Consider the following 25416-nt stretch of genomic DNA (forward strand, 5'->3'; position numbering starts at 1 on the left):
GGGCGTGTACTACAGGGGGCGTTGGAGCACCACCAGGCTGCGATCGGTGAGTGTGAGCCGGTCGCCCGCACCGACCTTCGGGCCGTCGTCCACCGCGCCCTCCGCGCGCGCTGTGTCGACGACGACCTGCCACTGCCTGCCGTGGTCCTGGGGGACGACGAAGTCCAGCGGCTGGTCATGGGCGTTGAACATCAGCAGGAACGAGTCGCCGACGACCGGTTCGCCGCGTGGGCCGGGCTCGGAGATCGCGCCGCCGTTGAGGAAGACGGTCAGTGATTTGGCGTGGGCGGCCTGCCAGTTGCCGTCCCGCATCGCCTCGCCTTCGCGGGTGAACCAGGCGATGTCGGATAGTTCGTCGTATGTGCCCTGTACGGGGCGGCCGTGGAAGAAGCGGCGGCGCCGGAAGACGGGGTGGTCGCGGCGCAGCCAGACCATCGAGCGGGTGAAGGCCAGCATGCGGCGGGCCGGGGCGGACGACTCGTTGTAGGCGTGCGGCCAGTGCACCCAGGTGAGTTCGCTGTCCTGGCAGTAGGCGTTGTTGTTGCCCTGCTGCGTGCGGGTGAACTCGTCGCCGTGGCTGAGCATCGGTACGCCCTGCGACAGCAGCAGCGTGGCGATGAAGTTGCGCATCTGCCGTTCGCGCAGCGCGAGTACGCCGGGGTCGTCGGTGTCTCCCTCGGCGCCGCAGTTCCACGAGCGGTTGTGGTGCTCGCCGTCCCGGTTCTGCTCGCCGTTCGCGTCGTTGTGCTTGTGGTTGTACGAGACCAGGTCGCGCAGCGTGAAACCGTCATGACAGGTGACGAAGTTGACGGAGGCCAGGGGCCGTCGGCCGTCGCCCTGGTAGAGGTCGGACGAGCCCGTGAGGCGGGAGGCGAACTCGGCCAGCGTGGCGGGCTCACCGCGCCACAGGTCGCGCACGGTATCGCGGAACTTGCCGTTCCATTCCGTCCACAGGGGAGGGAAGTTGCCGACCTGGTAGCCGCCCTCCCCGACGTCCCACGGCTCGGCGATCAGCTTGACCCGGCTGACGACCGGGTCCTGCTGCACCAGGTCGAAGAAGGAGGACAGCCGGTCCACCTCGTGGAACTGCCGGGCCAGCGTCGCCGCGAGATCGAACCGGAATCCGTCCACCCGCATCTCGGTCACCCAGTAGCGCAGCGAGTCCATGATGAGCTGGAGCACGTGCGGGCTGCGCATCAGCAGGGAGTTGCCGGTGCCGGTGGTGTCCATGTAGTAGCGCTGGTCGTCCGCGAGACGGTAGTACGAGGCGTTGTCCAGGCCCCGGAAGGAGAGCGTCGGGCCCAGGTGGCTGCCCTCGGCCGTGTGGTTGTAGACGACGTCGAGGATGACCTCGATGCCCGCCTCGTGCAGGGCCCGTACGGCCGACTTGAACTCCAACACCTGCTGGCCCCGGTCGCCCCATGAGGCGTAGGCGTTGTGCGGGGCGAAGAAGCCGATGGTGTTGTAGCCCCAGTAGTTGGCCATGCCGGCGTCCACCAGGCGGTGGTCCTGCACGAACTGATGCACCGGCATCAGCTCGATCGCGGTGACGCCGAGCTCCGTCAGATGCCCGATGACCGCGGGGTGCGCGAGCGCCGCGTACGTGCCCCGGACCTCCTCCGGCAGCCCGGGGTGAAGCATCGTCAGTCCCTTGACATGGGCCTCGTAGATCACCGTGCGGTGGTAGTCGGTGCGCGGCGGCCGGTCGTCACCCCAGTCGAAGTACGGATTGACGACGACGGAAGTCATCATGTGCGGCGCGGAGTCCATGTCATTGCGCCTCTCGGGGTGACCGAAGTGATAGCCGTAGACGGCCTCACCCCAGCCGACTGCTCCGCTCACCGCTCGTGCGTAGGGGTCCAGCAGTAACTTGGCGGAGTTGCAGCGATGACCCCGCTCCGGTTCGTACGGTCCGTGCACCCTGAAGCCGTAGCGCTGACCCGGCATCACCCCCGGCAGATAGGCGTGGCGCACAAATGCGTCGCTCTCACGAAGCTCGACCGCCGTCTCGGACCCGTCCTCGTGCAACAGGCACAGTTCGATCCGCTCGGCGGCCTCGGAGAACACCGCGAAGTTGGTGCCGGCGCCGTCGTACGTGGCGCCGAGGGGATATGCGTGTCCGGGCCAGACCTGCATGGTGACCCTTTCGCTCGCTTTGGGCCGTAGCGGTTCAGATCTTCCCCAAAAGGACCCGCGGGCACCTCCTCGCCGACTGGTCCGCGCGGGTGACGGACACCTGTCCCGCCGCAGTCCTGCTGCTGTCCTGCCGTTGTCCTGTGGTGAAGACACTATGAATCAGCTCACTTCCGACACCGGAGGCGCATACAACGTCCCCGGATCGCGGACGAGTTCGACAGCGCCCTGCCGGGTCCGTGTGCGCCGCTTCCCGCGTGCGCAGTACCCTGCCTTGATCGTTGAAGCGGGGGCGGAAGGCGGTGCACTGGTGAGCTCGGGCGGGCTGGAGCTGCCTCCTGCGGACGGTGATCCCGGGGAGCCGGGGGGAGGGTTCCCGGCAGGCGCGCCCGGCGCGGTGTCCCTCGCCCGCCCCGGCGAGATAGGGGCGGAACTGGACTGGGGCGCGGCAGCGTGGGACGAGGTGCGCACCCGCGCCCGCCGCGCCGGCCGGGCGTACATCTGGCTGAACCTGGTGGAACAGCGGCTGCGCGCCGTCGTCGCCGCCGTGCTGCGGCCGGTCTACGAACCGGTGCACGGCGAGGACGAGTGGGTCGTCGCCGCAGCCGGACCCGCCGGCCAGGAGTGGGTCCAGCGGGCCGTCGCCGTACGGGAGGTCAGCCGCCGCAAGGGCTATCTGCTCGACCCCGCCGACGACAACGTCCTCAGCTTCCTCACCCTGCCGCAGCTGCGCGAACTCCTCGTCCAGCACTGGCCCTGCTTCGAGCCGTACCTGGACGACCGGCGGGAGCTGGAACTCGCCCTCGACGAGCTCGAGGTCACACGGAACGTCGTCTCGCGCAACCGCGCGCTGTCCCAGACCGTCCTCGCCCAGGCCGAACGGGCCTCCGCGCGGCTGCTCGACATCCTCGGCACCGGCGCCGGCACCGGCGGCCCCTCCGCCGACCGGCTGCCCGTCGACGCCGTCGAGGACCTCGTCGGCGACCGCTACGCCGACGTCGTGGGCGTCCATCCCGACCGGGTGCGCCTGCAGCGGCAGTTGCCCGTCGAGGACCTCTTCGGCAGCGCACGGCGCCTCGACGCGGTGGGCATAGGCCTGAACCTGCTCGTGCAGAACTACTCCGGGCGCCGCCTCGTCCGCCTCGCCGAATCCGGCTGCCGCGCCCGGCTCCTCTTCCTCAACCCGGCCAGCAGCGCGGTCCGTCGGCGCGAGCGCGAGCTGGGCATCAAGAAGGGGGAGATGAGCCGCTCCGTCGAGATGAACATCCGTCACATGCGGCGCGTGCGGGACAGCCTGCGGGACATCTCCGCCTTCGAGATCCGCGTCTTCGACGAGACGCCCCGCTTCACCGCCTACCTCGTCAACGGCGACGGCGCGGACGGCGTGGCCGTCGTCCAGACGTACCTGCGCAAGGCGCGCGGCATGGAGTCCCCGGTGCTGGTGCTGCGGGGGCGGGGGCGCGATGTGCTGCGGGAGGGGCAGGAGCAGGAGCACGGGCTGTTCGAGACCTACCGCGAGGAGTTCGAGAGCGTGTGGGAGGACTCCCGCCCGGTGTCCTGACCGCGGCCGTTGCCCGGCCCGTTGTCAGTGGTGCGTGCGAGCCTGGACGACAACAGGGGAGAGCACCACGAAGGGGGACGGGACGCCATGAGCTGGCACGGGGAACTGCTGATCGGCTTCGACCTGGAGACCACGGGCACGGATCCGGCACGGGCACGCATCGTCACGGCGGCCGTCGTCGAGACCAAGGGCGGCGAGCCGGTGAGAGAGCATCAATGGCTCGCCGATCCGGGCGTACCCGTACCGCCCGAGACCACGGCCATACACGGCATCACGAGCGAGCGCGCCGCCGCCCGGGGCAGACCCGCCCGCGAGGTGGCGGACGCCATAGCCGACACCCTGGCCGGCCACTGGGCGCTGGGGGTGCCCGTCGTCGCGTACAACGCCCGCTTCGACCTCAGCTTGCTCGCGGCCGAACTGCGCCGGTACGGCCTGCCGTCGCTCGGCGAGCGGCTGGGCGGCGGCGAGACCGGGCCGGTCATCGACCCGCTCACCATCGACCGGGCCGTGGAGCCGGAGCGGCCGGGGCGGCGCAACCTGGCCGCGGTGTGCCGCGAGTACGGGGTCGTCCTCGAGACCCCGCACGAGGCGGGGGCGGATGCGCTGGCCGCGGTCCGCGTCGGCCGCGCGATAGCCGCACGGCACGCGCGGATCGCGGAGGCGGACCCGTGGGAGCTGCACCGCGACCAGGCCCGGTGGTACGCGGATTGGGCCTCCTCCCATCCGCCGGCCGACCCGGGATGGCCGCTGCGGTGAGCCGCCAACGGCGAGGAACCACCCACGGGAGAGCTCAGCCTATGACTTCCGAGTAACGGGTGGTGCGCGGGAGGGTGGCCTACGCCCCGAAGGGGCGTGCCCACCCACCGGCGGTCAGAACGGCCGCCACCGCACCCCGGCATCGCCATCCCGCAGCGAGGCGACGCGGCGTCGGAACTCCGCCAGCGCCGCCGGGTTACCCGGCGCATGCTGCGCCACCCACGCACAACTCGCCGTCTCCCGCGCCCCGCGCAACACCGCGCACCCGGCCCACTCCCGTACGTCCCACCCGTACGTCCGCACGAACGCGTCGTACTCCCGCGGGTCCAGTCCGTACCGGTCCCGGCTGAGCGCCATCACCACCAGATCGTGCTCGCGCAAATCGAGCGCGAACGTCTCCAGGTCCACCAGCACCGGCCCGTCCGGCCCGACGTGCACATTGCGCGTGAGCGCGTCGCCGTGGATCGCCCCCGGCGCCAGGTGGGGCGTGAGCGCGGCGGCGGCCGCCGCGAATCCGTCCCGCCGCTCGCGCAGATAGTCCGCGTCGGCCGGATCGATCGCCTCCCCGGCCAGCCGCAGCCACCGCTCGACACCGCCCAGCAACTCCCGCTTCGGCAGCGGAAAGTCCGGTGCGGGCAGCGCGTGCACCTGCCGCAGCAGCTCGGCGAGATCCGCGGCGGCCGCCGTCCGCACCGGCTCGGGCATCCGGTGCCAGAGCGTCACCGGGTGCCCGTCCGCGACGAGCACCTCGCCCTCGACCGCCCGCACCGCCGGGACACCGGCCTCCTCGAGCCAGCTCGCGACGAGCAGTTCACGCTCCGCACGCTCCAGCAGCGAAGCGTGGCGCCCCACCTTCGCCACCAGCCCCCCAGCGGCGAAGACCGCGTTCTCGCCGAGCGCGAGCAGCGTCGCGCCGTCCGCCGTCGGCTGGGTCACCCCTGCCACCGCGAGGAGCTCACGAGCCCGCTGCTCCGTGAATGCCGTTTCGCCGATCACGCGCCGTACCTCCGCCTCGAGCCGATCACCGCTAGTTTCCCCTCCCGGCGCTCCTGCCTCGGCACCGGGGGCGCGCACCCCCTGGTACGGTCCCCTCGGCCGCCGTGCCTCACCCCCACGGGGCGCGGCGGCCGGTCCCCTCAGTCCCAGGGGTCGAGTCCGAGGAGCCTGCGGGTGAGCGGGGTCATCGCGGCCAGCTGGGCGCTGTCGTAGCGGTCGTGCGGGAGAGGCGCGTGGGCGCCGTGGGCGTGCGGCACCGGTACGTACCGCATGAAGTGGGCGATCCGGGCCGCGGGCCGCCGGTTGTGGGAGGCGGCATGCGGCATCAGATGATGCAGCAGCACGAACGAGCCCGCCGGCCCGGTCACCTCGATGCTCCGCAGGTGCGTGATGTGCCGCCAGTCGCCGTGCAGGGCCCGTCCGCTCGCGCCCGCGGCCCGTGCGGCACGGACCTCCTCCTCGACCAGCCGGTGCCCCTGCGGCACCACATGAATGCCGCCACCGCCCGGCTCGACATCGGTCAGGTAGTAACAGCCGCCCAGCTGAAGCTCCTGCGCACTGAACAGGAATTCCGTGCCGGGCGGCACAGACGCGTCCAGATGCAGCTCCTGACTGTGCACCTCGCCGGGGTGAGCATCGTTGCGCAGCGTGATGCCGACGGAGCCGTCGAAGGCGTGCAGACGATGCGTGGCGTGCAACTGCGCCATCACCCGATACAGCGTTTCGTTGCCCATCAGGGGAATGAGTCCGGGGATGTCGACCGTCTGCTCCCCGTGGGACCCGTAGGGCTTGATACGGCCGTCGGCGACGCGCCAATGCGGCGGGAGCGCCAGGTCGCGGGGCACCAGGTCGAGGATCACGGCGCGATAGCGGCTGACCTCCTCCGGGGTGAGAACGTTCTCGACGAGCAGGTAACCGTCATGGCCAAACTGTTCCATCTGCGCATTTGTCAGCACTTGCGGCAGGATTCCGGATCCGGGTGGCACACTCAAATCTCTCCAAGAGCCGCGCGTCGAGGGCGCGTCCGAGATGGGGTGATCGCCGATGCCGAACGAGTCCGCTGCCTTCGCGGTGAGGCGGCGCCGGGTGCTGGCCGGACTTGCAGGTATCGCGGCCGGAGGGTTCGGTGCCGCACCGGAGCTCGGGTGCGGGCCGGGGCGGGGGCCGGGGTCGGGCGGGGGCGGCGGCCGTGACCCGGTGGTACTGAAGCTGCTGTCGCACTACGGGGAAGGTGCGCTCAAGGACGGCCTGCAGCGCGCCGTCGACGACTGGAATGCCGGGCAGTCGCGCAGCCGGGTGGAGACCGTGGCCGTCCGGTTCGAGGACCTGCTCACCACAGTCGTGGTGCGTCAGGCAGCGGGGCAGGGAGCGGACATCCTCCACCTCTACGCCCTCTGGGCGGGGCAGTTGGTGCGTGCCGGAGTGCTGCGTCCGGTGCCGGCGGGCGATGCCGGGTCCGTACGGGACGGGTTTCCCGCCGCGGTCACCCGGGCGGTCAGCGTCGACGGCACCGTGTTCGGCTACCCGACCGAGGTCCAGACGTACGGCCTCTACTGCAACCGCCGCCTTCTCGCCTCGGCGGGCGCGGCCGGGCCTCCGCGCACCTGGGGGGAATGGGAATCCGTCGCCCGGGCCGCAGCGCGCAGGGACGGCCACGGCAACACCGCCGTCCAGGGGCTGGCCCTGTCCCGCGCGGATGATTCCGCGACCGCCAACCAGGTGCTGGCCCTCCTCGCCTCCCGGGGCGGTGCCTTCCTCACCCCGGACGGCCGGCGCTGCACCCTCGGTTCCCCGCCCGGCGAAACGGTGTTCGGCTTCTTGCAGCGGCTGGTGCGTGGCGGCGCCGGCGATCCGGCGATCGACATGTACGCGGCCTTCCCCGCGGGCCGGGCGGCCATGGCGGTCAACGGCGGCTGGTGGCGCGGCAGTCTCGCCTCCTCGATGGGGGAGCGGTACCGGGACGTCCTCACCGCCGTGCTGCCCGGCGGCCGGGGCACCTTGGCCACGGCCTACCTGATGGGGGTGAACACCCAGTGCCGACACCCGGAGCCGGCATGGGAGTTCGTCCGCTGGCTGAACGCGGACCGCACCCGCACCGCCGGGGTCCGCGTCACCCGCATGAGCGCCCTGCAGTGGGCGGCCGGCTCGATGACCGCCCGCGCCGCCGACATGCGGGCCCTGCTCGGTGAGCACGGCGACCCCAACGCCCGCCCCTTCCTCGACGCACTCGCCCACGTCACCCCCGAGCCCAACGGGCCGCGCGCACAACAGGCCAAGGCAGTGCTGCGCAAGAACATCGAGGAGATGTGGAGCGGCCGCCTGTCGGCTGCGGAAGCCCTTGACGCCACCTGTCGGCAAGTCGACAGAGAACTCTCCCGTCCGGGCTGAGCCATGAGGCCGCGAAGACCCCTCCCGCACAAGCCCGGGCAGCCGCACCCGCACCGGCGCCAGGCCGCCGTCGCCCTCCTCTTCCTCCTCCCGGCACTGCTGTTCTACGCCGTCTTCGTCGTCCTGCCGGTCCTGTTCACCGGTGCGCTGGCCTTGTCCACCGGGGCCCGGCCCGGCCTCTCCGGCATGACGTTCGCCGGCCCGGACAACTTCACCACCCTGTTCTCGCAGGGCTCGGCCTTCCTGCACCCCGTCCTCACCAACACCCTGCTGTTCGCGGCCGGCACCGTCGTCCTCACCACCGGCGGCGGCCTGGTGGCAGCCCTGTGTCTCGACCGCCTGCCCGGCCAAGGACTGTGGCGCGCGCTCTACTTCCTGCCCGTGGTCACCACCGTCGTCGCCACCGGCAACGCCTGGAAGCACCTCTACGAGCAGGACGGGCCCCTCAACTCCGTCCTCAACACCTTCGGCCTGGACTCCGTGGCATTCCTCCAGAACCCCACCACCGCACTGCCCTCCGTGATGCTCGTCCAGTCATGGGCCTCACTGGGCAGCGCGGTCCTCATCCTGTCCGCCGGGCTCGCCGCCGTCCCACGGGACTGCCTGGAGGCCGCCGAGCTCGACGGGGCGGGACCGCTGACCGTACTGACGCACATCACGATCCCCCTGCTCCGGCCGGCCCTGCTGTTCGTCTGTATCACCCAACTGCTCACCGGCCTCCAGTCCTTCGCCCTGATCACGGTCATGACCGGGAACGGCGGGCCCGGGGACGCCACCGACGTCGCCGCGCTGGAGATGTACCTCCGGGCCTTCACCTACGGGGACTGGGGCACGGCCGCCGCCGCGGCCTTCGTACTCCTCCTCGTCACCCTGACGATCACCCTGGCCCAGCTGCGGCTCTTCGAGAACGGAGGAGACGGCACATGAGCCGTGGACGCCGCACCCCCCTGCTGCCCTGGGCGGTCACCGCCGTCGGCGCACTCGTCATGGCGCTGCCGTTCGCCGACATGCTGCTCACCTCGTTCAAGGGCCCGGGCGACTACGGGCACTTGCCCTACCGCTTCCTGCCCTCGGCCTTCGGCCTCACCAACTACCGCGACGCCGTGGACCGGCTCGACCTCGCCGCACTGGCCCGCACCAGTGTCCTCACGGCTCTCACCGTCACCGCCTCCGTGCTGTGCACGTCCTCCCTGGCCGGCTACGCCCTGGCCAAACTGCGGTTCCCCGGCCGTGCGTTGCTCTTCCGTCTCGTCCTCGCCACGATGATGCTGCCGCCGTTCCTGTTCCTGATCCCCCACTTCCTGCTCCTGGCGCACTGGCCCCTCGCGGGCGGCAACGACCTCTACGGACACGGCGGTACCGGCCTCACCACCGGCATCGTCGCCCTCGTCCTGCCCTTCACGGTCTCGGCCTTCGGGATCTTCCTGATGCGCCAGTTCATCACCGTCATTCCCGACGAGATCCTCGAAGCGGCCCGCCTCGACGGCGCGGGGGAGTTCACCCTGTGGTGGCGCATCGTCCTGCCCCAGACGACACCGGCCCTCGTCACCCTCGCCCTTCTCACCTTCACCGCGACCTGGAACGAATACATCTGGCCCCTGCTGATCGCCACGGCCGACCCTCACCTGATGACACTGCCCGTCGGCATGCAACTCCTCCAGGGTCATCTCGACCCGCAGCGCACCACCCCGCTGCTCATGGCCGCGCTCGTCCTCGGCACCCTGCCCGTCCTGGCCCTCTTCCTTCTCCTGCAACGCCACTACCTCCGCGGGATCACGCGGAGCATGGGGGCGTAAGGGCATGGGGCCGGGTCTGACGCGCCGCTACTCCGCGGCCCGTACGTACACCCCTGCCCGCGCCGCGGTCGCGGCCGCGTCGGCGGCGCGGTCCGCTGCGGCCTCGTCGAGGGGAATGCCGCTGGTGAGCAGGCGGTAGTAGAGGGGGGCGGAGACGGCGCGGATCACCTCGTGGGCATCGGTGCCCGTCGGCAACTCACCGCGGCCGACGGCCTGATGGACGCACGGTGCCCACTCCTCGACGCGGATCTCGTAGAAGCGGTGCAGGGCTTCCGCCGTCCTCGGGTCGCATGTGGCGGCCGCTATCACCGCCTTGAACAGGGGGCCTTGCCGGGGATCGGCCAGAGTGCGCTGTACGAGCCGGGCGTTGGCCCTGAGGTCGTCGGCCAGGGAGCCGGTCTCGGTGCGGGGCAGCGACTGCTCGGCCATGTCCGCCAGCAGGTCGGCCACCAGAGCGGTCACCGAGCCCCAGCGCCGGTACACGGTCGTCTTGCCCACCTCGGCGCGCCGCGCGATGTCGGCGAGGTCCAGGTGAGCGAAGCCCTGCTCCGCGAGGGCGTCGCCGGTTGCCTGCAGCACTGCCGCCCGCACCCGTGCCGTGCGCCCTCCGGGGCGGAGGCTTCCGGGCTGCTCGCCATCCCCCGATCCCATAACGGGTCTCCTGTTCCATTAGTGGTCGCGTCCTGCTATCGTCACATCCAAGCTTAACGGAACAGCAGATCCGTTAATGGTGAGTGGGAGGGCTGACATGGAATACAGGCGACTGGGCGCATCCGGGCTCCAGGTCCCCGTACTGAGCTTCGGCACCGGCACGTTCGGCGGCCAGGGCCCGCTGTTCGGCGCATGGGGCAGCACCGACGCACGCGAGGCGCGGCGCCTCGTGGACATCTGCCTGGACGCGGGGATCACCATGTTCGACACCGCCGACGTCTACTCCGACGGCGCGTCGGAGCAGGTGCTCGGCGAGGCGATCAAGGGCCGCCGGGACCGGGTGATCGTGTCCACCAAGACCGGCCTGCCGACGGGCGACGGACCGGGCGACGCGGGAACCTCCCGCTCCCGCCTGATCACCGCGTGCGAGAACGCGCTGCGCCGGCTCGGCACCGACTACCTCGACCTCTTCCAGCTCCACGCCTTCGACGCGGGCACGCCGGTCGAGGAGGTGCTGGCCGCCTTGGACACCCTCGTCCAGGCGGGCAAGGTCCGCTACACCGGCGTCTCCAACTTCTCCGGCTGGCAGGTGATGAAGTCCCTCGCCGAGGCGGAGAAGAACGGCCGCCCGCGCCATGTCGCGCACCAGGTCTACTACTCCCTCGTCGGCCGCGACTACGAGTGGGAGCTGATGCCCCTCGGGCTCGACCAGGGCGTCGGCGCGATCGTCTGGAGCCCGCTCGGCTGGGGGCGGCTCACCGGCAAGATACGCCGCGGCGCGCCGCTGCCGGCCGGCAGCCGCCTGCACGACACCGCCTCCTTCGGCCCGCCCGTCGAGGACGACCGCCTCTACCGCGTGGTCGACGCCCTCGACGAGATCGCCGAGGAGACCGGCAAGGCCGTCCCGCAGATCGCCATCAACTGGCTGCTGCAACGGCCCACCGTCTCCTCCGTCATCATCGGCGCCCGCAACGAGGAACAGCTCCGCCAGAACCTCGGCGCCGTCGGCTGGACGCTCACCCCGGACCAGATGGCGAAACTCGACGCGGCGAGCGCGAAGGCGGCGCCGTACCCGTACTTCCCGTACGAGCGGCAGGAGGGCTTCGCCCGCCTCAACCCTCCCGTCACCGGGCGGCGTTGAGTGGTCAACGTCCTTCCTGCTTGGGCGGGTCGAAGGCCGCCGAGACCATCCGGTTGACGAGGTCCTTGTCGTTGCCGCCACCCCTGGTGGGGTTGAAGGAGTAGACGAGGCGGCGCTTCAGGTCCTTGGTGGCGAACATGCCGTCGGTGTAGCCGAAGGTGCTGCCCGTCTTGCCCCATACGACGACGTTGTTGGGGAGGGCGACGCGCATGAGGCCCGCGCTGTAGGCGACTTTGCCCTTGGTGCCCACGGCGTTGTCGGGGACGGCGAACATCTCGTCGAGCTGGGCGGGCGGCAGGAGGCGGCCGCGGAAGAGCGCGGTCATGAAGCGGTCCAGGTCGGCGGTGGTGGATATCAGACCGCCGGCACCGGGGTTCTGTTCGGTGACGTCATGGAGAACGGTCTTGCCGGTTTTGTCGTCGGGAACACCCATGTAGCCGTGGGCATGCGGGCCGGGGATGGTGGTGTCGGTCTCCGGGGCGGTGGTGTCGCGCAGGTGCAGAGGGCGCAGGATGCGCTGCGTGGCCTCCTTCTGGTAGCTGTGGCCGGTCAGCTTCTCGACGAGCATCCCGGCGACGTAGTAGCCGGTGGAACCGTAGTGCTGTTCCGCTCCGGGGGCGTAGGGCGATCGGGGGTGCTTGAGAGCCTTGGCGACCAGGTCGGAAAGCGGGTGGTCGTCGAAGCGGTGCTCGACGCTCCCCTTCGGGTCCATGGGGATGTCGTCCGGCATCAACTCGGGCAGGCCGCTGGTGTAGTTGAGCAGCTGGCGCACGGTGATCGGCGGCTGGCCGGGCAGCGCGTCCGGGAGGTAGTCCTGGACGGGCCGGTCGAGATCGACCCGGTGCTCTGCGCTGAGTTGGAAGATCACGGTGGCGATGAAGACCTTGCTCACGCTGCCGAGCCGGAATCGCCCGTTCACCGGAGCCTTTGCCTTGGTGATCTCGTCGGCCGTGCCGGACGAGTCCGCCCAGTGCCCGGCAGGTCCGCCGACCCGGGCCAGCATCGCCGTGACCTGTTCGTGCGGCACGCTGGAGATCGCGGCCTCCAAGGCCTTCGGGGCCAGCGGCGGGAGCGGGGTGTCCGTGCCGTGGCAATGGGCCGATGCCACAGGCTTGGTGGCGGTGGCGGTGGCGGTGGCGGTGGCGGTGGCGGCGATGGCCGGAGCGGCCGTGCCCATGGCCATCGCGGTGAGAGCCGCGCAGGTCACGGCTGCCAGGGAGAGTCGTCTGCGACCGGTCGTCGGCGGTGCGGAAGTCATGCTCCGAGCGTGCCGCATCGCGTGCCTGCTGCCATCGGGGAGCGGCCCGGATGCTGTCCCCGATCCTGACCCTGAGGCGATGTCAGGGGCCGGGGCGTTGTCAGTGGTGGCTGCGATGCTGCCCGCATGACTCCCTGGAACCTGCTCGTCCTCGACGAAGCCCTGCGAGCGTGTTGGGCCGCGGACACCTGCTCGCCCGACAATCAGGCCGACTGGCAGCCCGGCAACCCCGCCTGGGGGCATTGCGATATCACCGCCCTCATCGTGAACGACCTCTTCGGCGGCGACCTGATGGTCGGCGAGGTGTACCTGGACGGAGAGCAGCACGGCTACCACTGGTGGAACAAGCTGCCCAACGGCGTCGAACTCGACCTGACGCGCGAGCAGTTCCGCCTCGGCCAGACGGTCACCGCCGCACGGGTCGTCGAACGTCCGCCGGGGCCGCTGCCCCGCCGGTGGGCGGAGTATCTCCTCCTGCGTGAACGCCTCGTCGAGCGGCTCGGCGAGCTGCCGGAGCCGGAAGGGGGTCAGAGGAAATGGCCACTGGCCAGGTAGGGCGCCGGAACGGACATCCCGCGGACCGCGATGTAGCCCTCTTGGTCAATGGCGAGGCCGGCGGCAAGGCCGACATCGATCGCCCATTCATTGGGCGTGGTAATGCAGTTGACGAGTGTGTCGCCCTCGGCCGAGGCCAGCGCCTCCCACAACAGCCTCTGTGCGGTCTCCGGACGGGCGGCAGCCAGCAGCGTCGCCCGCCCCCGAGCGTCGATGTAGGCGTATCCCGGCCTGGCCCGGTCGCGGGACACGGCCAACCGGTGGGTTTCGAGCATGCGGGCATGGTCGGGGCCGTGGCCCGCGCCGCGGAGGTCGGCATCGAGCCGGTCCATCCACACGAAGTCGTCGGTTCCGCCTTCCCGGAGGCCGTCCACCGCGGGGAGCCGGGACCGGTCGACGGTGCCGACCATGCGCATCTGCGGGTGCAGCGAAAAACCGGCGAGACGGTACCGGCGAGTGGCGCCGGGGTGGACGCTGGAGGAGAAGATGCCCGGGCGTCCGTCGGCGTGGGCGAGAGCGGCGTCCATCAGGCGTCTGCCGATGCCCTGCCCCTGGCAGTCGGGCAGGACGCCATAGGTCGCGAGGTACCACAGCCCGCCGCGGTTCTGCGAGATGGCGAACCCGACGATCCGGTCGCCGTCCACCGCGACCCGGCAACCGCCCGGGTCGACGCTCAGGAAATAGCGCACCCGGTCGATCCACTGCCGCGCCCCATCCGCCGAACGCGGCTCGATTTCGGGCTCGTTGACCCGCCGGGACTCCCGGTCCGCCTGGAAGAACGTTGCCGCAGAGGCCCGTTCCGCCGACGGAAGATCCTCATCCCGCATGGGCCTGACCTGCTGCACCGCGTCCATTGCGTCAGACTAGGGACCAGCCGGACCCCACGGCACCCGGATTTCGCCGCGTCAGGCCTCCAGGGCCTGGCGGACGCGGCGCGAAGGCGTGAACGCGTAAAGGTCGAGGATGGCGGGCGGATCGGCGAGGCCCGGGCCGCCGTCGCGTATCCAGGCGGCTATGTCCTCCGTGGCGTCGGGGTCGTTGACGAGGCCGAGCCAGACGGGGCGCCCACCGGCCTTGCGGCCTTCCGGGGAGGGCTGGACGACGATGACGTTGGCGTGCTCGCAGGCATCCAGGCAGTTGGTGGCCCGTACCTGTGCCTCACCGGCGAGGGAGCCCCGAAGCTGCGCGAGTTGGGCCGCGTGGTCGAGGCCGGGGATCTTGGGTGTGCCGCAGCAGCAGCCCCGGCAGACGGTGACCGTGCAGCGGGCTGCCCCCGCCGGAGCGGGGGCAGCCTTCCGGTTGCGGCGGCTCACTGGCCGTTTCCTCCCTCATGGCCTGAACGGTGTGGACGGTCCCCCCATCGGGCCCGGCGCCAGGCGGTATCGGCCAGCATACGCAGGCCGTTGAGGCCGACGATCACGGTGGAGCCCTCGTGGCCGGCGACACCGAGCGGCAGGGGCAGGGTGCCGACGAGGTCCCAGACGACCAGGCCGGTGATGAAGGTCCCGGCGATGACCAGGTTCTGCACCACGAGCTTCCGGGCCCGGCGCGAGAGGCTGATGACCGTGGGGATGGTGGCCAGTTCGTCGCGGACGACGACCGCGTCGGCGGTCTCCAGGGCGAGGTCGGATCCCGCCCGGCCCATGGCGATGCCGGTGTGGGCGGCGGCCAGCGCCGGTGCGTCGTTGACGCCGTCGCCGACCACCAGCACTTTGCGGCCCGCCTTCGTCATGTCCTGTACCGCCGCGACCTTGTCCTGGGGCAGGAGTCCGGCCCGGACATCGGTGATCCCGGCCTCTTCGGCGACACGTGCGGCGGCGCGCGGGTTGTCGCCGGTGACCAGGACCGGTGCGCGGTCGGTCAGCGCGGAGAGCGCGGTGACGGTGGCGGCGGCTTCGTCGCGCAGGCGGTCGGCGATACCGAGCACGCCCACAGGGGCGCCGTCGATCTCGACGAGCACCGCGGTCCGGCCTTCGTTCTCCAGCCGCGCGGCCAGTCCGGCAGCCGGGTGGTCGTCGCGGCCGCCCCGCAGACGGGCGGGGCTGCCGACCGCGACGGCCCGGCCGTCGACGGTGGCGGTGACGCCGGTGCCGGGGGCGGAGGTGAAGTCGGCCACCAGCGGGATGGACAGGTCCCGGGTGCGGGCGGCGTTCACGATCGCGCGGGCCAGCGGGTGCTCACTGGGGTGCTCGGCCGCCGCCGCGAGCGTCAGCAGCTCGTCCTTGTCCATGCCGGTGCCGGGCAGAGGGCGGACGTCGGTGACGCGGGGCGTGCCCTCGGTCAGGGTGCCGGTCTTGTCCAGCGCCACCTGATCGACCTGCCCGAGCCGTTCCATGACGACGGCGGACTTGACCAGGACGCCATGGCGTCCGGCGTTGGCGATGGCCGACAGCAGCGGCGGCATGGTCGCGAGCACGACCGCGCACGGGGAGGCGACGATCATAAAGGTCATCGCTCGCAGCAGCGTCGGCTGCAGGGAGGCGCCGAAGAGCAGGGGCAGGGCGAACAGCGCGATCGTGGCGGCCACCATGCCGATGGCGTACCGCTGTTCGACCTTCTCGATGAACAGCTGGGTGGGAGCCTTGGTCTCGGAGGCTTCCTCCACCATGGCCACGATCCGGGCGATCACCGAATCGGACGGGTCGCGCTCGACCTTCACCCGCAGCGCGCCGGTGCCGTTGAGGGTGCCGGCGAAGACCTCGTCCCCGGTCTCCTTGGCCACCGGCAGGGGTTCGCCGGTGATGGTGGCCTGGTCCACCTCGCTCGCCCCGTCCAGCACGCGGCCGTCCGCGCCGATGCGCTCACCGGGCCGGACCAGAATCGTGTCGCCGATCTTCAGGTCGGCGCTCGGCACGGTCTCCTCGCCGCCGCCGTCCGTGATGCGGGTCGTGACGGCTGGGGCGAGGTCGAGCAGTCCCCGTACGGAGTCGGCGGTGCGGGCGGTGGCGATCGCCTCCAGCGCACCCGAAGTGGCGAAGATGACGATCAGCAGCGCGCCGTCGAGAACCTGCCCGATGGCGGCGGCGCCGAGCGCGGCGACCACCATCAGCAGATCCACGTCGAGCGTCTTCTCGCGCAGCGCTTGCAGGCCCGCCCAGCCGGGCTCCCACCCGCCGGTGATGTAGGTCGCCGCGTACAGCGGGCCCCACGCCCATGCCGGTGCACCGAGCAGATGCAGCGGCAGGGCGATCAGGAACAGCACCAGGGCGGCGGCTGCCCACCGCGCTTCGGGCAGGGCGAAGATCCGGGTGCGGCGCCGAGGCGCCACCACGTCCCGGACGGCATCGGTCGCCGGAGACATGGGGGTCAGGGTGGAAGTCATCGCAGCGGTGATCCTTCGCGAGCGGCAAGGGGAAGGGTGCAACTCCTTCACCATACAGGAACACATGAACATTGATTCATGTGTACATCTCTGCCCGGTAACATGAACCCATGGGTCATGGAGCCGCTTCCGCGAAGAACGCCGTCCCGCGCACGCGCCTGGATGCGAGCAGTGCCGCCAAGGTCGCCACCACCTTGCAGGCCCTGGCGACCCCGTCCCGGCTGCTGATCCTCGCCCGCCTGCGCGAGGGCCCCCTCCCGGCGACCGAGCTGGCCGCAGAGGTCGGCATGGAACAGTCCGCCTGCTCCCACCAGCTCCGCCTGCTGCGCAACCTCGACCTGGTGGTCGGCGAACGCCGGGGCCGTTCGGTGGTCTACTCGCTCTACGACAACCACGTTGCCGAACTCCTGGACCAGGCCCTGTACCACGTGGAACACCTGCAACTCGGCCTGACCGACATCCCCGTCGATGCTGCCGAGCCGGACGCCGAGGCCGCCGTTCCCGGCGCCTGACGCGACTGGCGTCCCTCGGATCGTCATTTCCGGTCAGTGTCCACGCACTGATGGTGTGAAGTCGGTCTGAAGCGTGCAGCGTTGGACCTTCTACGGTCTACACGCCGTGCGACAGCGTCGAGTTGCTATGGTCGCCGACGACGCACTCTCGTGCGTCTCCTCCCCAGGGGACAACTCGCGTCCGGATGCTCGCCGAGGGCACCCGGTACGGGTGTCCCCGGCGCACCCACCGGCCAAGGTGCACTACCCCTATGGGGAGGAGACGCCTATGGGGCGTCATACAAAGGAGCAACCGAAGCGGATCAACCGGACTGCCGTCTGGCGCCGCGTGAAGTACTTGGCCTGGGCCGCCCTTGCCGGCGCGATGGCCAAACTCGCGGGGTGGGGCCTCGAACAGGCCCTTGACCGCCAGGACGGTCCGCTGTCCCACCAACAATATGGGGCAGAGGACCGATAGCTCCTGGGGAGCCCTCGGAACGGATCTGGCCTTCCGTTTCCGGGGGCTTTCTTGTCGAGCGCTGACGATGTCCGGCAGCCACACCACCATACCGCTCGGCAGTGTGGGCTTGCTCCGCTTTGGCGGATCGCCTTCTCCTCGTGCTGACGACCGCCGGGCGCAAGCTGTCAGTGCATGAAGTCCGCCGCGTGGTCCTCGGCCCAGGTGGTGAAGGAGCGGGCCGGGTGGCCGGTCAGGGTCTCGACCTCGGCGGTGACGTCGGCAGCGGTGCCCTCGGTGGCGCGCCATCCGGCGAGGAGGGCATCGGCGAGGTGTGCCGGGACCCAGTCCGACGTCTCGTCCTTCCACTGCTCGCCGGAAATGACGTCGAGCTCGACGGTCCGGCCGATCGCCTGGCCGATGCGGTCGATCTGTTCGCGGAAGGTGAGGGACTCCGGGCCGGTGAGGGTGTGGATGCCGCCGCGCTTGCTGGGGTCGGTGAGGGCGGCGAAGGCGGCCTCGGCGAGGTCGAGTTCGTGGATGGGGTCGGTGTGCGCGTCGGGGGCGGGGTGGCGTACGACGCCGGTGGAGCGGATGGACGGGGCCCACCCGAGGGCGTTGGTGGCGAAGTGGCCGGGGCGCAGGAAGGTCGAGGTGATCGGCGAGGCGGCCAGGGCCTGCTCCGTCTCCCAGTGGAAGCCCGCGATGGGGTGGCTCGCGGGATCCGGCATGAGGACGGCGGACGAGGAGAGCAGCACGATGTGCTCGACTCCCGCTGCGGCGGCCTCTGTCAGGAAGGTGTCGATGTGGGACGGCTGCGCGTAGAGGAACACCGAGGTGACGCCCTCGAGCGCGGTGCGGAAGGTGTCCGGGGCGTCGAAGGAGCAGCGGACCGAGGGAACGCCGTCCGGGAGGCGGAGTTCGCCGGGGGTGTTCGAGGCGGCCCGGACCGGCAGGCCCTGGGTGTGCAGAAGGTCGATGAGCGTGCGGCCGACGCGGCCGCGGCTGCCGGTGACAAGGGTCGTCATGGTGGTGGACATGCCTTTCGTAGGATGTGCGAGCGAGAGAGAAGTGTGCGTCGCGAAAAGATTGTGTCGCGCAAAGATCGAGTTGTTCAAGTAGTAATCGAACGCGGAAGGTGAACCGGTGGCGAAGCGGGCGGAGTTGTTGAGGCGGATCGCGGGCGAGAGTCGCCGGCACTATGCCGTGTACACGCTCTTCAATCAGGCGATGGCCTGCCGCCTGGGCCTGCATCCCACCGATCTCCAGTGCCTGAGCCTGCTCGAGATGGAGGACGGGCCCCTGAGCGCGGGCGAGATCGCGAAGCTCACCGGGCTGACCCCCGGCTCCGCCACCCGGCTCGTCGACCGGCTGGAGAAGGCCGGGCTCGCCGAACGCCGGGCCGATCCCGACGACCGCAGGCGCGCCCTGGTCGTCCTGACGGACAGTTCCGTGGCGAGGGTGGGGGCGGCGTGGGGCGGTCCGGGGAAGGCGTTCCGCGCGGTGCTGGAGAGCTATACGGAAGAGGAGCTGGCCGTCATCGGCGACTACCTCGCCCGGACCTCGGCCGTCGGCCGCGAGCAGGCCGACCGGCTGCGGGAGGCCGGGCCTCTGGAGCCCTAGACCCCTCGAGTCCTGGCTCCCTGGACCCCTAGGCGGCCTCCAACCCCCGTGCGGCGACCGCCTCCTCGTACCGCCGCACCACCAGCTCCGCCACCTCCGGCCCCGCCCCCAGCACGTCCGCCAGGACGTCGGCCCCGGCGGCCCGGGCGCCCGCCGCGATGCGGTCCGGCAGGCGGCCCGGGGCGAGGACGTACGGGGCGACCGCGACGCGGCGGACGCCCTCGGCGCGCAGGGCGCGGACCGCGTCCTCGGTGCGCGGCGTGGAAGCGGAGGCGAACGCGGGCCGCACGGCGCACCAACCGGTGTGCCGCCACTCCCGCGCGATTGCTGCGATCACCGCGTTCGCCTCCGGGTCGGAGGAGCCCGCCGAGGCCAGGACGACCCCGGTCGAGCGCCGGTCGCCGGGCCGCAACCCGGCGTCGTGCAGCCGCCGTTCGAGGGCGGCGGTCAGCAGGGGCGAGGGGCCCAGGACCGCCGCCTGGTGCACGGTCAGGCGTGGCAGCCGGGGCGTGATCGCGCGCAGGACGGTCGGCAGGTCGTACTTGGCGTGGAAGGCGCGGGTCAGGAGGAGGGGGAGGACGACGGTCTCCCGTACTCCGTCCGCGGCCAGGTGTTCCAGCGCCGCCGGCACGCTCGGGGCGCAGTGGTCCAGGAAGCCCGTCTCGACGCGCAGCCCGGGCCGCAGCGCCGCGACGTGCGCGCGCAGCGCGGCGACGGTCGCCGCGTGGCGCGGGTCGCGGCTGCCGTGGGCGACGAGGAGCAGGGCCATGGCCATGGTCCGTCCCCTCAGCCCAGGCCTCGGGTGCGCAGCACGCGGCGCTCCAGTGGGCTGAAGACGATCAGGTCGATGGCGATGCCGACGAGAAGGATGAGGAGGATGCCGAGCAGGACGGACGGCATGTCGGAGTCGGTGCGGGCGTTCTCCAGGTACTGGCCCAGGCCCAGCCCCAAGTCGGGCGAGGAGGCGATGAGTTCGGCGGCCATCAGCGAGCGCCAGGAGAAGGCCCAGCCCTGCTTGAGGCCGGAGATGTAGCCGGGCAGGGCGGCCGGCAGCAGGATGTGCCGGGCGCCGCGCAGCCCCGTGGCGCCCAGCGTGCGTCCGGCGCGCAGGTACAGCGGGGGGACCTGGTCGATGCCGGAGACCAGGCCGTTGGCGATGGAGGGCACGGCGCCGAGCAGGATGACGGCGTACATCGCCGAGTCGGTGATGCCCAGCCAGATCACGGCGGCCGGGACCCAGGCCACGGAGGGTAGGGACTGCAGGCCGGAGAGGATCGGGCCGAGCGCGGCCCGTACGAACGGTACGCGGGCCACGAGGAGTCCGAGCGGGGTGCCGACGGCGAGTGCGGCGAGGAAGCCGAGCAGGCCGCGCGAGACACTCGTCCAGATGATGTCGAACAGCGTGCCCTGCAGCCAGAGTTGGCGCAGGCTGTGCCAGACGGCCGACGGGTCGGGGAGCTTGTAGTCGTCGGTGACCCCGGCGACCACGAGGAGCTTCCACACGGCGAGCACGAGCACGACCGCCGTCACCGGCGGCAGTACCTTGTGCAGCAGGACCTGGCGCACGGGGGTGCGTCGTTCCTGCACGGTGTCCAGGGCGTCGAGCCCGGCCTCCAGGCCCGCGATGTCGGACCGCTCGGTGGCCTCGGCCTCAGTGCTTGCCATGGCGACGGATCTCCCCCCGTAGTTCCTCGGTGATCTCGACGGACAGGTCCGCGACGGCGGTGTCCTCGATGCGGCGCGGCTGCGGCAGGCCGACCTTCCACTCCCGCACCACCCGCCCCGGCCGGGACGAGAGCAGCACCACGCGCTGGCCGAGCCGTACGGCCTCGCGCACGTTGTGGGTGACGAACAGGACGGACAGCGAGGCCTGGGCCCAGACGCGGGTGAGTTCGTCGTGGAGCACGTCGCGGGTGATGGCGTCGAGCGCGGCGAACGGCTCGTCCATCAGCAGCACCCGGCTGTCCTGCGCGAGGGCGCGGGCGAGCGCGACGCGCTGGCGCATGCCGCCCGACAGCTCGTGGACCCGCTTGCCGTGCGCACCGCCCAGGCGGACGAGCTCCAGCAGCCGTTCCGCCTCGGCCCTGCGCCCGGCCTTCGGCACGCCCCGCAGCCGCAGGGCGAGTTCGATGTTGCGGCCCGCCGTCAGCCAGGGGAACAGGGCGTGTTCCTGGAACATCAGCGCCGGACGTCCGCCGCCCACCTCGATGCTGCCCGCGGTGGGCCGGTCGAGGCCGGCGACCAGGTTGAGCAGAGTGGACTTGCCGCAGCCGGACGCGCCCAGCAGACAGACGAATTCGCCGGGCCGTACGTCGAGCGAGATGTCCTCCAGTACGGGCCTGCCGTCCGTGCGGCCGAAGCTCTTGTGCACGCCATCGATGCGGACGGCGGCCGTGTCGGGCTCGTCTGTGGTCGTTGCCGGGGCCATCCGGGACCTCCTGGGTGCGGGGGGTGCGAGGGCGGCGTCACTGCCTGCCGAGACCTGCCGCCGAAACCGGCGGCCTGCCCTCGGACTTGAGGACTTTGTTGAGCAGAGTGAGGTCGTAGATGCCGGACAGATCCGGCTTGTCCAGCAGACCGGCGGAGACCGCGTGGGCGGACTCGGCGTCCAGGGTGGCGGCCAGCGGGTCGTCGGTGACGCGGATGCTCTGCCACGCCGGGTCGAGGACGTCGGCCGGAAGTCCCTTGCCGGAGAGCTTCTTCAGGGCCGCGTCGGCGGCCGACTTCGCCTGGCCCGGGTGGGCCGTGATCCAGGCGTTGGTCCTCACCGAGCCGCGCAGCACGGCCTCGACCACATCGGGGTGTTGGCCCAGGAACTTCTGGGACACGATCACATTGGTGATCACGAACTTCCCGTCCGGCCACAGCGAGGACTCGTCGAGGAGCACCTTGCCGCCTTCCGAGACCAGCTTGGACGCCGTCGGCTCGGGTACCCAGGCGCCGTCGATCGAGCCGGACTTGAAGGCGTCCGGGATGACCTTGTTGTCCGACCGGACGACGGAGACGTCGCCCTTGCCGCTCTGCGGGTCGACCTTCCAGCCCTTCCCCGCGACCCAGTTGAGGAAGGCCACGTCCTGCGTGTTGCCCTTCTGCGGTGTGGCGATCCGCCTGCCCCTGACCTCGTCGAGCGAGCGGATCTTCTTGGGGTCGACCACGAGCCTGACCCCGCCGGACGCGGACCCGGAGATGATCCGCAGGTTCCGGCCCCCGGACTTCGTATAGCCGTTGACGGCGGGGGACGGGCCGACCCAGCCGATGTCGATGGAGCCCGCGTTGAGCGCCTCGATCTCGGACGGGCCCGCGTTGAAGGTGGTCGACTTCAGTGCGGTGCCGCCCAACTCCTTCTGCAGGAAACCCTGTTGTTCGCCCACCAGCGGGGTGGCGTGCGTGATGTTGGGGAAGTAGCCGATGCGGACCGTGTCGGCGGACAGCCGTTTGCCTCCGGCTTTGACGGAGGTCTTGTCCGAGACCTTCTGGGATCCGTAGCCGCAGGCGCCGAGCGAGGCGGCCAGCAGCAGGACGGCGAGGGAGCGGCGGGCGACGTGCATGGTCAGAAGTCCCAACCCGCCATGCCGGCGGTCAGGGTCGTCCCGTCGGCCGGATCGATCAGCAGGAAGGATCCGGTGCGCCGGGAGACCGCGTACGGGTCGAGGGCGAGCGGCTCGGCGGTGCGCAGGACGACCCGTCCGATGTCGTTGGCGGCCAGCTCGCCGGGCGAGGGCTGCTGGGACAGGTCGGCCAGGTTCAGCCGGGACGGCAGGTCCTTGACGATCGCCTTGACCGTGCGCGTCGTGTGCTTGAGCAGCACCCGGTCGCCGACGCGCAGCGGCCGGTCGGCGACGTGGCAGACGGTCGCCTCGACGTCCCGCACCGGCACGGGCGCGCCGTCGGTGGGGGCGATGAGGTCGCCGCGCGAGACGTCGAGGTCGTCGGCGAGCCGTACGGTCACGGACTGCGGCGCCCAGGCCACCTCTGCCGGTTCGCCGAGCGCGTCGATGGCCGTGATCGTGCTGGTGCGGCCGGACGGCAGCACGGTCACCGCGTCGCCGACCCGCAGCACGCCGGAGGCGATCTGGCCCGCGTAGCCGCGGTAGTCGGGCAGCGTCGCGGACTGCGGGCGGATGACGTACTGGACGGGGAAGCGCACCACGTCGCCGGTGGGGTCGGCGACCACGGGGACGGACTCCAGGTGCTCGAGGACGGTCGGGCCGCCGTACCAGTCCATGTGCGCGGAGGGCGTGACCACGTTGTCCCCGGCGAGCGCGGACACCGGGATCGCGGTGACCTCGGGGATGCCGAGGGAGGAGGCGTACGCGGTGAACTCCTCGGCGACCGGGGCGAAGATGGACTCCGCGTAGCCGACGAGGTCCATCTTGTTGACGGCCAGGACCACGTGCGGGACGCGCAGCAGGGCGGCGACGGCCGCGTGGCGGCGGGTCTGCTCGACCACCCCGTTGCGGGCGTCCACCAGCACGACGGCCAGCTCGGCGGTGGAGGCGCCGGTGACCATGTTGCGGGTGTACTGCACATGCCCGGGGGTGTCCGCGAGGACGAACCGCCTGCCGCCGGTGGCGAAGTAGCGGTACGCCACGTCGATGGTGATGCCCTGCTCGCGCTCCGCGCGCAGCCCGTCGGTGAGCAGCGCGAGGTCGGGTCCCTCGAGGCCGCGGCCGCGCGAGGCGTGCTCGACGGCCTCGAGCTGGTCGGCCAGCACCGACCGGGAGTCGTGCAACAGCCGCCCGACGAGCGTGGACTTGCCGTCGTCGACCGATCCCGCGGTGGCGAAGCGCAGCAGCGAGGTCGCGCCCGCGGCAAGGGTGTCGGTGCTCATGGTCAGAAGTACCCTTCGCGTTTGCGGTCTTCCATGGCGGCCTCCGAGAGCCGGTCGTCGGCCCTCGTCGCGCCGCGCTCGGTGAGCCGGGAGGCGGCGATCTCGGCGATGACCTGCTCGACGCTCACGGCGTCGGAGTCGACGGCGCCGGTGCAGGACATGTCACCGACGGTGCGGTAGCGCACCGTCCGTTTCTCGACGGGCTCGCCGTCGCGGGGGCCGCCCCAGGCGCCGGGGGCCAGCCACATGCCGTCGCGGGCGAAGACCTCGCGCTCGTGGGCGTAGTAGATCTCCGGCAGCGCGATCTTCTCGCGGGCGATGTACTGCCACACGTCCAGCTCGGTCCAGTTGGACAGGGGGAAGACGCGCACGTGCTCGCCGGGGGAGTGACGGCCGTTGTAGAGCTGCCACAGCTCGGGGCGCTGGCGCCGGGGGTCCCAGGCGCCGAACTCGTCGCGCAGCGAGAAGACGCGCTCCTTCGCCCGGGCCTTCTCCTCGTCCCGGCGGCCGCCGCCGAACACGGCGTCGAAGCGGCCCTGTTCGATGGCGTCCAGCAGTGGCAGGGTCTGCAGCGGGTTGCGGGTGCCGTCGGGGCGCTCGCGCAGCCGGCCGTCGTCGATGAACTCCTGTACGGACGCGATGTGCAGCCGCAGCCCGTGCTCCGCGACCGTGCGGTCGCGGTAGGCGATGACCTCGGGGAAGTTGTGCCCGGTGTCCACGTGCAGCAGCCCGAAGGGGAGCGGTGCCGGTGCGAACGCCTTCAGCGCCAGATGCAGCATGAGTATGGAGTCCTTGCCGCCCGAGAAGAGCAGCACCGGCCGCTCGAACTCCCCTGCCACCTCACGGAAGATGTGCACCGACTCGGACTCCAGCGCGTCCAGGTGCGACAGGGCGTAAGGGGTGTCGTCCACGCTCACAGCACTCCTCTCTCGTTCAGCAGCGCGTACACGGCGCCGGCCGACTCGGCCGGGGACTGCTCGTGGGCCGGGATGCGCAGGTCGGGATCATCGGGTATCTCGTACGGGTCGTCCACGCCTGTCAGGCCCGTGAGCTCCCCGGCGGCCTGCCGGGCGTACAGGCCCTTCACGTCGCGCTCGGCGCACACCGTGACCGGCGTCGCCACATGGACCTCCACATAGGCGGTGCCGCGCTGCTCGTGGCGCTTGCGGACCGCGTCGCGTGCCTCCGCGTAGGGGGCGATGACCGGTACGAGCACCTTCACGCCGTGTGCGGCGAGGAGTTGGGCGACGAACCCGATGCGCCGCACATTGGTGTCGCGGTCCTCGCGGGAGAAGCCGAGCCCGGCGGAGAGGAAGGTACGGATCTCGTCTCCGTCGAGCACCTCCACCCGGTGGCCCTCGTCGCGCAGTCTGTCCGCCAGGGCGTGGGCGATCGTCGTCTTGCCCGCGCTCGGCAGGCCGGTGAGCCATACCGTCGCGCCTGTGTGCATGTGTCCT

The 25416-nt window shown here is 71.3% G+C and carries 25 protein-coding genes; 9 read left to right on the forward strand and 16 right to left on the reverse strand.

The window, feature by feature from the left end; genetic code table 11:
* Nucleotides 1–9: 9 nt before the first annotated feature.
* On the reverse strand, nt 10–2136 hold the full coding sequence (gene glgX / locus ACV530_RS07145) for a glycogen debranching protein GlgX (protein ID WP_494331415.1): 2127 nt from the start codon (nt 2134–2136) through the stop codon (nt 10–12).
* 307 nt (nt 2137–2443) lie between these two features.
* Between glgX and ACV530_RS07150 the strand changes: the two genes are divergently transcribed.
* Nucleotides 2444–3694 carry a DUF5919 domain-containing protein gene (locus ACV530_RS07150; RefSeq protein ID WP_494331485.1) on the forward strand — a complete coding sequence of 417 codons (1251 nt, stop codon included), beginning with the start codon at nt 2444–2446 and terminating at the stop codon, nt 3692–3694.
* 87 nt (nt 3695–3781) lie between these two features.
* Complete coding sequence (locus ACV530_RS07155; RefSeq protein WP_494331416.1) at nt 3782–4450, forward strand: exonuclease domain-containing protein; 669 nt, start codon at nt 3782–3784, stop codon at nt 4448–4450.
* A 114-nt stretch (nt 4451–4564) separates the two neighbouring features.
* On the opposite strand, the gene ACV530_RS07160 is transcribed toward ACV530_RS07155, so the two are convergent.
* Together ACV530_RS07160 and ACV530_RS07165 are read right to left on the reverse strand one after the other, a co-directional pair.
* A complete protein-coding gene (locus tag ACV530_RS07160) occupies nt 4565–5443 on the reverse strand; it encodes a phosphotransferase enzyme family protein (RefSeq protein ID WP_494331486.1) in 879 nt (292 codons plus the stop codon).
* A 143-nt stretch (nt 5444–5586) separates the two neighbouring features.
* The gene (locus ACV530_RS07165) at nt 5587–6384 is read right to left on the reverse strand and encodes a phytanoyl-CoA dioxygenase family protein (protein ID WP_494331417.1); all 798 of its coding nucleotides are present in this window, start codon (nt 6382–6384) and stop codon (nt 5587–5589) included.
* Nucleotides 6385–6490: 106 nt separating this feature from the next.
* On the opposite strand from ACV530_RS07165, the gene ACV530_RS07170 reads away from it, so the two are divergent.
* From ACV530_RS07170 to ACV530_RS07180, 3 genes are read left to right on the forward strand one after another with little or no spacing between them, the layout of a single operon-like run.
* On the forward strand, nt 6491–7834 hold the full coding sequence (locus ACV530_RS07170; RefSeq protein WP_494331418.1) for an extracellular solute-binding protein: 1344 nt from the start codon (nt 6491–6493) through the stop codon (nt 7832–7834).
* Between the two features lie 3 nt (nt 7835–7837).
* Entirely contained in the window at nt 7838–8761 is a 924-nt protein-coding gene (locus ACV530_RS07175) for a carbohydrate ABC transporter permease (protein ID WP_494331419.1), read from the forward strand.
* A complete protein-coding gene (locus ACV530_RS07180; protein WP_494331420.1) occupies nt 8758–9630 on the forward strand; it encodes a carbohydrate ABC transporter permease in 873 nt (290 codons plus the stop codon). Before ACV530_RS07175 ends, ACV530_RS07180 begins: the two co-directional genes overlap by 4 nt.
* Before the next feature lie 27 nt (nt 9631–9657).
* Here ACV530_RS07180 and ACV530_RS07185 read toward each other — a convergent pair whose 3' ends face one another.
* Complete coding sequence (locus ACV530_RS07185) at nt 9658–10281, reverse strand: TetR/AcrR family transcriptional regulator (protein ID WP_494331421.1); 624 nt, start codon at nt 10279–10281, stop codon at nt 9658–9660.
* 97 nt (nt 10282–10378) lie between these two features.
* Here ACV530_RS07185 and ACV530_RS07190 point away from each other — a divergent pair, with 97 nt between their 5' ends.
* Nucleotides 10379–11422 (forward strand): aldo/keto reductase, encoded by a 1044-nt coding sequence (locus ACV530_RS07190; RefSeq protein ID WP_494331422.1) that lies wholly within the window; start codon nt 10379–10381, stop codon nt 11420–11422.
* Nucleotides 11423–11426: 4 nt separating this feature from the next.
* On the opposite strand, the gene ACV530_RS07195 is transcribed toward ACV530_RS07190, so the two are convergent.
* The gene (locus tag ACV530_RS07195) at nt 11427–12680 is read right to left on the reverse strand and encodes a serine hydrolase domain-containing protein (RefSeq protein ID WP_494331423.1); all 1254 of its coding nucleotides are present in this window, start codon (nt 12678–12680) and stop codon (nt 11427–11429) included.
* Between the two features lie 126 nt (nt 12681–12806).
* On the opposite strand from ACV530_RS07195, the gene ACV530_RS07200 reads away from it, so the two are divergent.
* Complete coding sequence (locus ACV530_RS07200) at nt 12807–13235, forward strand: YunG family protein (RefSeq protein ID WP_494331424.1); 429 nt, start codon at nt 12807–12809, stop codon at nt 13233–13235.
* On the opposite strand, the gene ACV530_RS07205 is transcribed toward ACV530_RS07200, so the two are convergent.
* Genes ACV530_RS07205 through ACV530_RS07215 form a run of 3 tightly spaced genes read right to left on the reverse strand, consistent with a single transcriptional unit; the run spans nt 13208 to nt 16557 of the window.
* On the reverse strand, nt 13208–14089 hold the full coding sequence (locus tag ACV530_RS07205) for a GNAT family N-acetyltransferase (RefSeq protein WP_494331425.1): 882 nt from the start codon (nt 14087–14089) through the stop codon (nt 13208–13210). The two genes, ACV530_RS07200 and ACV530_RS07205, sit on opposite strands and share 28 nt — an antisense overlap.
* Before the next feature lie 51 nt (nt 14090–14140).
* Nucleotides 14141–14548, reverse strand: coding sequence for a (2Fe-2S) ferredoxin domain-containing protein (locus tag ACV530_RS07210; RefSeq protein WP_494331426.1), 408 nt, complete (start codon nt 14546–14548; stop codon nt 14141–14143).
* Nucleotides 14545–16557 carry a heavy metal translocating P-type ATPase gene (locus tag ACV530_RS07215; protein WP_494331427.1) on the reverse strand — a complete coding sequence of 671 codons (2013 nt, stop codon included), beginning with the start codon at nt 16555–16557 and terminating at the stop codon, nt 14545–14547. Before ACV530_RS07215 ends, ACV530_RS07210 begins: the two co-directional genes overlap by 4 nt.
* A 110-nt stretch (nt 16558–16667) precedes the next feature.
* On the opposite strand from ACV530_RS07215, the gene ACV530_RS07220 reads away from it, so the two are divergent.
* Nucleotides 16668–17069: an ArsR/SmtB family transcription factor gene (locus ACV530_RS07220; RefSeq protein WP_494331428.1), complete on the forward strand. Its 402-nt coding sequence runs from the start codon at nt 16668–16670 to the stop codon at nt 17067–17069.
* Between the two features lie 624 nt (nt 17070–17693).
* On the opposite strand, the gene ACV530_RS07225 is transcribed toward ACV530_RS07220, so the two are convergent.
* Nucleotides 17694–18545 carry an NAD(P)H-binding protein gene (locus tag ACV530_RS07225; RefSeq protein WP_494331429.1) on the reverse strand — a complete coding sequence of 284 codons (852 nt, stop codon included), beginning with the start codon at nt 18543–18545 and terminating at the stop codon, nt 17694–17696.
* A 106-nt stretch (nt 18546–18651) separates the two neighbouring features.
* On the opposite strand from ACV530_RS07225, the gene ACV530_RS07230 reads away from it, so the two are divergent.
* Complete coding sequence (locus tag ACV530_RS07230) at nt 18652–19128, forward strand: MarR family winged helix-turn-helix transcriptional regulator (protein ID WP_494331430.1); 477 nt, start codon at nt 18652–18654, stop codon at nt 19126–19128.
* 28 nt (nt 19129–19156) lie between these two features.
* On the opposite strand, the gene ACV530_RS07235 is transcribed toward ACV530_RS07230, so the two are convergent.
* Genes ACV530_RS07235 through cysC form a run of 7 tightly spaced genes read right to left on the reverse strand, consistent with a single transcriptional unit; the run spans nt 19157 to nt 25409 of the window.
* Complete coding sequence (locus tag ACV530_RS07235; RefSeq protein ID WP_494331431.1) at nt 19157–19903, reverse strand: sirohydrochlorin chelatase; 747 nt, start codon at nt 19901–19903, stop codon at nt 19157–19159.
* A gap of 11 nt (nt 19904–19914) precedes the next feature.
* Complete coding sequence (locus ACV530_RS07240; RefSeq protein ID WP_494331432.1) at nt 19915–20793, reverse strand: ABC transporter permease; 879 nt, start codon at nt 20791–20793, stop codon at nt 19915–19917.
* Nucleotides 20780–21556: an ABC transporter ATP-binding protein gene (locus tag ACV530_RS07245; protein WP_494331433.1), complete on the reverse strand. Its 777-nt coding sequence runs from the start codon at nt 21554–21556 to the stop codon at nt 20780–20782. The genes ACV530_RS07240 and ACV530_RS07245 overlap by 14 nt, the downstream gene beginning before the upstream one ends.
* A gap of 37 nt (nt 21557–21593) precedes the next feature.
* Nucleotides 21594–22676 carry an aliphatic sulfonate ABC transporter substrate-binding protein gene (locus ACV530_RS07250; RefSeq protein WP_494331434.1) on the reverse strand — a complete coding sequence of 361 codons (1083 nt, stop codon included), beginning with the start codon at nt 22674–22676 and terminating at the stop codon, nt 21594–21596.
* A gap of 2 nt (nt 22677–22678) precedes the next feature.
* Nucleotides 22679–23959 carry a sulfate adenylyltransferase subunit 1 gene (locus ACV530_RS07255; protein WP_494331435.1) on the reverse strand — a complete coding sequence of 427 codons (1281 nt, stop codon included), beginning with the start codon at nt 23957–23959 and terminating at the stop codon, nt 22679–22681.
* Between the two features lie 2 nt (nt 23960–23961).
* A complete protein-coding gene (gene cysD, locus ACV530_RS07260; RefSeq protein WP_494331436.1) occupies nt 23962–24876 on the reverse strand; it encodes a sulfate adenylyltransferase subunit CysD in 915 nt (304 codons plus the stop codon).
* The gene (gene cysC / locus ACV530_RS07265) at nt 24873–25409 is read right to left on the reverse strand and encodes an adenylyl-sulfate kinase (RefSeq protein ID WP_494331437.1); all 537 of its coding nucleotides are present in this window, start codon (nt 25407–25409) and stop codon (nt 24873–24875) included. The genes cysD and cysC overlap by 4 nt, the downstream gene beginning before the upstream one ends.
* Nucleotides 25410–25416: the final 7 nt, after the last annotated feature.

This window comes from Streptomyces sp. SX-6 (assembly GCF_059089585.1).

What these genes read in the sequence shown, in the direction of transcription:
- ACV530_RS07240 (WP_494331432.1), bottom strand. Translation starts at nt 20,793, where the DNA reads ATGGCAAGCACTGAGGCCGAGGCCACCGAGCGGTCCGACATCGCGGGC.
- ACV530_RS07180 (WP_494331420.1), top strand. Translation starts at nt 8,758, where the DNA reads ATGAGCCGTGGACGCCGCACCCCCCTGCTGCCCTGGGCGGTCACCGCC.
- ACV530_RS07235 (WP_494331431.1), bottom strand. Translation starts at nt 19,903, where the DNA reads ATGGCCATGGCCCTGCTCCTCGTCGCCCACGGCAGCCGCGACCCGCGC.
- ACV530_RS07205 (WP_494331425.1), bottom strand. Translation starts at nt 14,089, where the DNA reads ATGGACGCGGTGCAGCAGGTCAGGCCCATGCGGGATGAGGATCTTCCG.
- cysC (WP_494331437.1), bottom strand. Translation starts at nt 25,409, where the DNA reads ATGCACACAGGCGCGACGGTATGGCTCACCGGCCTGCCGAGCGCGGGC.
- ACV530_RS07185 (WP_494331421.1), bottom strand. Translation starts at nt 10,281, where the DNA reads ATGGGATCGGGGGATGGCGAGCAGCCCGGAAGCCTCCGCCCCGGAGGG.
- ACV530_RS07155 (WP_494331416.1), top strand. Translation starts at nt 3,782, where the DNA reads ATGAGCTGGCACGGGGAACTGCTGATCGGCTTCGACCTGGAGACCACG.
- ACV530_RS07170 (WP_494331418.1), top strand. Translation starts at nt 6,491, where the DNA reads ATGCCGAACGAGTCCGCTGCCTTCGCGGTGAGGCGGCGCCGGGTGCTG.
- ACV530_RS07245 (WP_494331433.1), bottom strand. Translation starts at nt 21,556, where the DNA reads ATGGCCCCGGCAACGACCACAGACGAGCCCGACACGGCCGCCGTCCGC.
- glgX (WP_494331415.1), bottom strand. Translation starts at nt 2,136, where the DNA reads ATGCAGGTCTGGCCCGGACACGCATATCCCCTCGGCGCCACGTACGAC.
- ACV530_RS07250 (WP_494331434.1), bottom strand. Translation starts at nt 22,676, where the DNA reads ATGCACGTCGCCCGCCGCTCCCTCGCCGTCCTGCTGCTGGCCGCCTCG.
- ACV530_RS07220 (WP_494331428.1), top strand. Translation starts at nt 16,668, where the DNA reads ATGGGTCATGGAGCCGCTTCCGCGAAGAACGCCGTCCCGCGCACGCGC.
- ACV530_RS07200 (WP_494331424.1), top strand. Translation starts at nt 12,807, where the DNA reads ATGACTCCCTGGAACCTGCTCGTCCTCGACGAAGCCCTGCGAGCGTGT.
- ACV530_RS07255 (WP_494331435.1), bottom strand. Translation starts at nt 23,959, where the DNA reads ATGAGCACCGACACCCTTGCCGCGGGCGCGACCTCGCTGCTGCGCTTC.
- ACV530_RS07195 (WP_494331423.1), bottom strand. Translation starts at nt 12,680, where the DNA reads ATGACTTCCGCACCGCCGACGACCGGTCGCAGACGACTCTCCCTGGCA.
- ACV530_RS07165 (WP_494331417.1), bottom strand. Translation starts at nt 6,384, where the DNA reads ATGGAACAGTTTGGCCATGACGGTTACCTGCTCGTCGAGAACGTTCTC.
- ACV530_RS07215 (WP_494331427.1), bottom strand. Translation starts at nt 16,557, where the DNA reads ATGACTTCCACCCTGACCCCCATGTCTCCGGCGACCGATGCCGTCCGG.
- ACV530_RS07175 (WP_494331419.1), top strand. Translation starts at nt 7,838, where the DNA reads ATGAGGCCGCGAAGACCCCTCCCGCACAAGCCCGGGCAGCCGCACCCG.
- ACV530_RS07190 (WP_494331422.1), top strand. Translation starts at nt 10,379, where the DNA reads ATGGAATACAGGCGACTGGGCGCATCCGGGCTCCAGGTCCCCGTACTG.
- ACV530_RS07225 (WP_494331429.1), bottom strand. Translation starts at nt 18,545, where the DNA reads ATGTCCACCACCATGACGACCCTTGTCACCGGCAGCCGCGGCCGCGTC.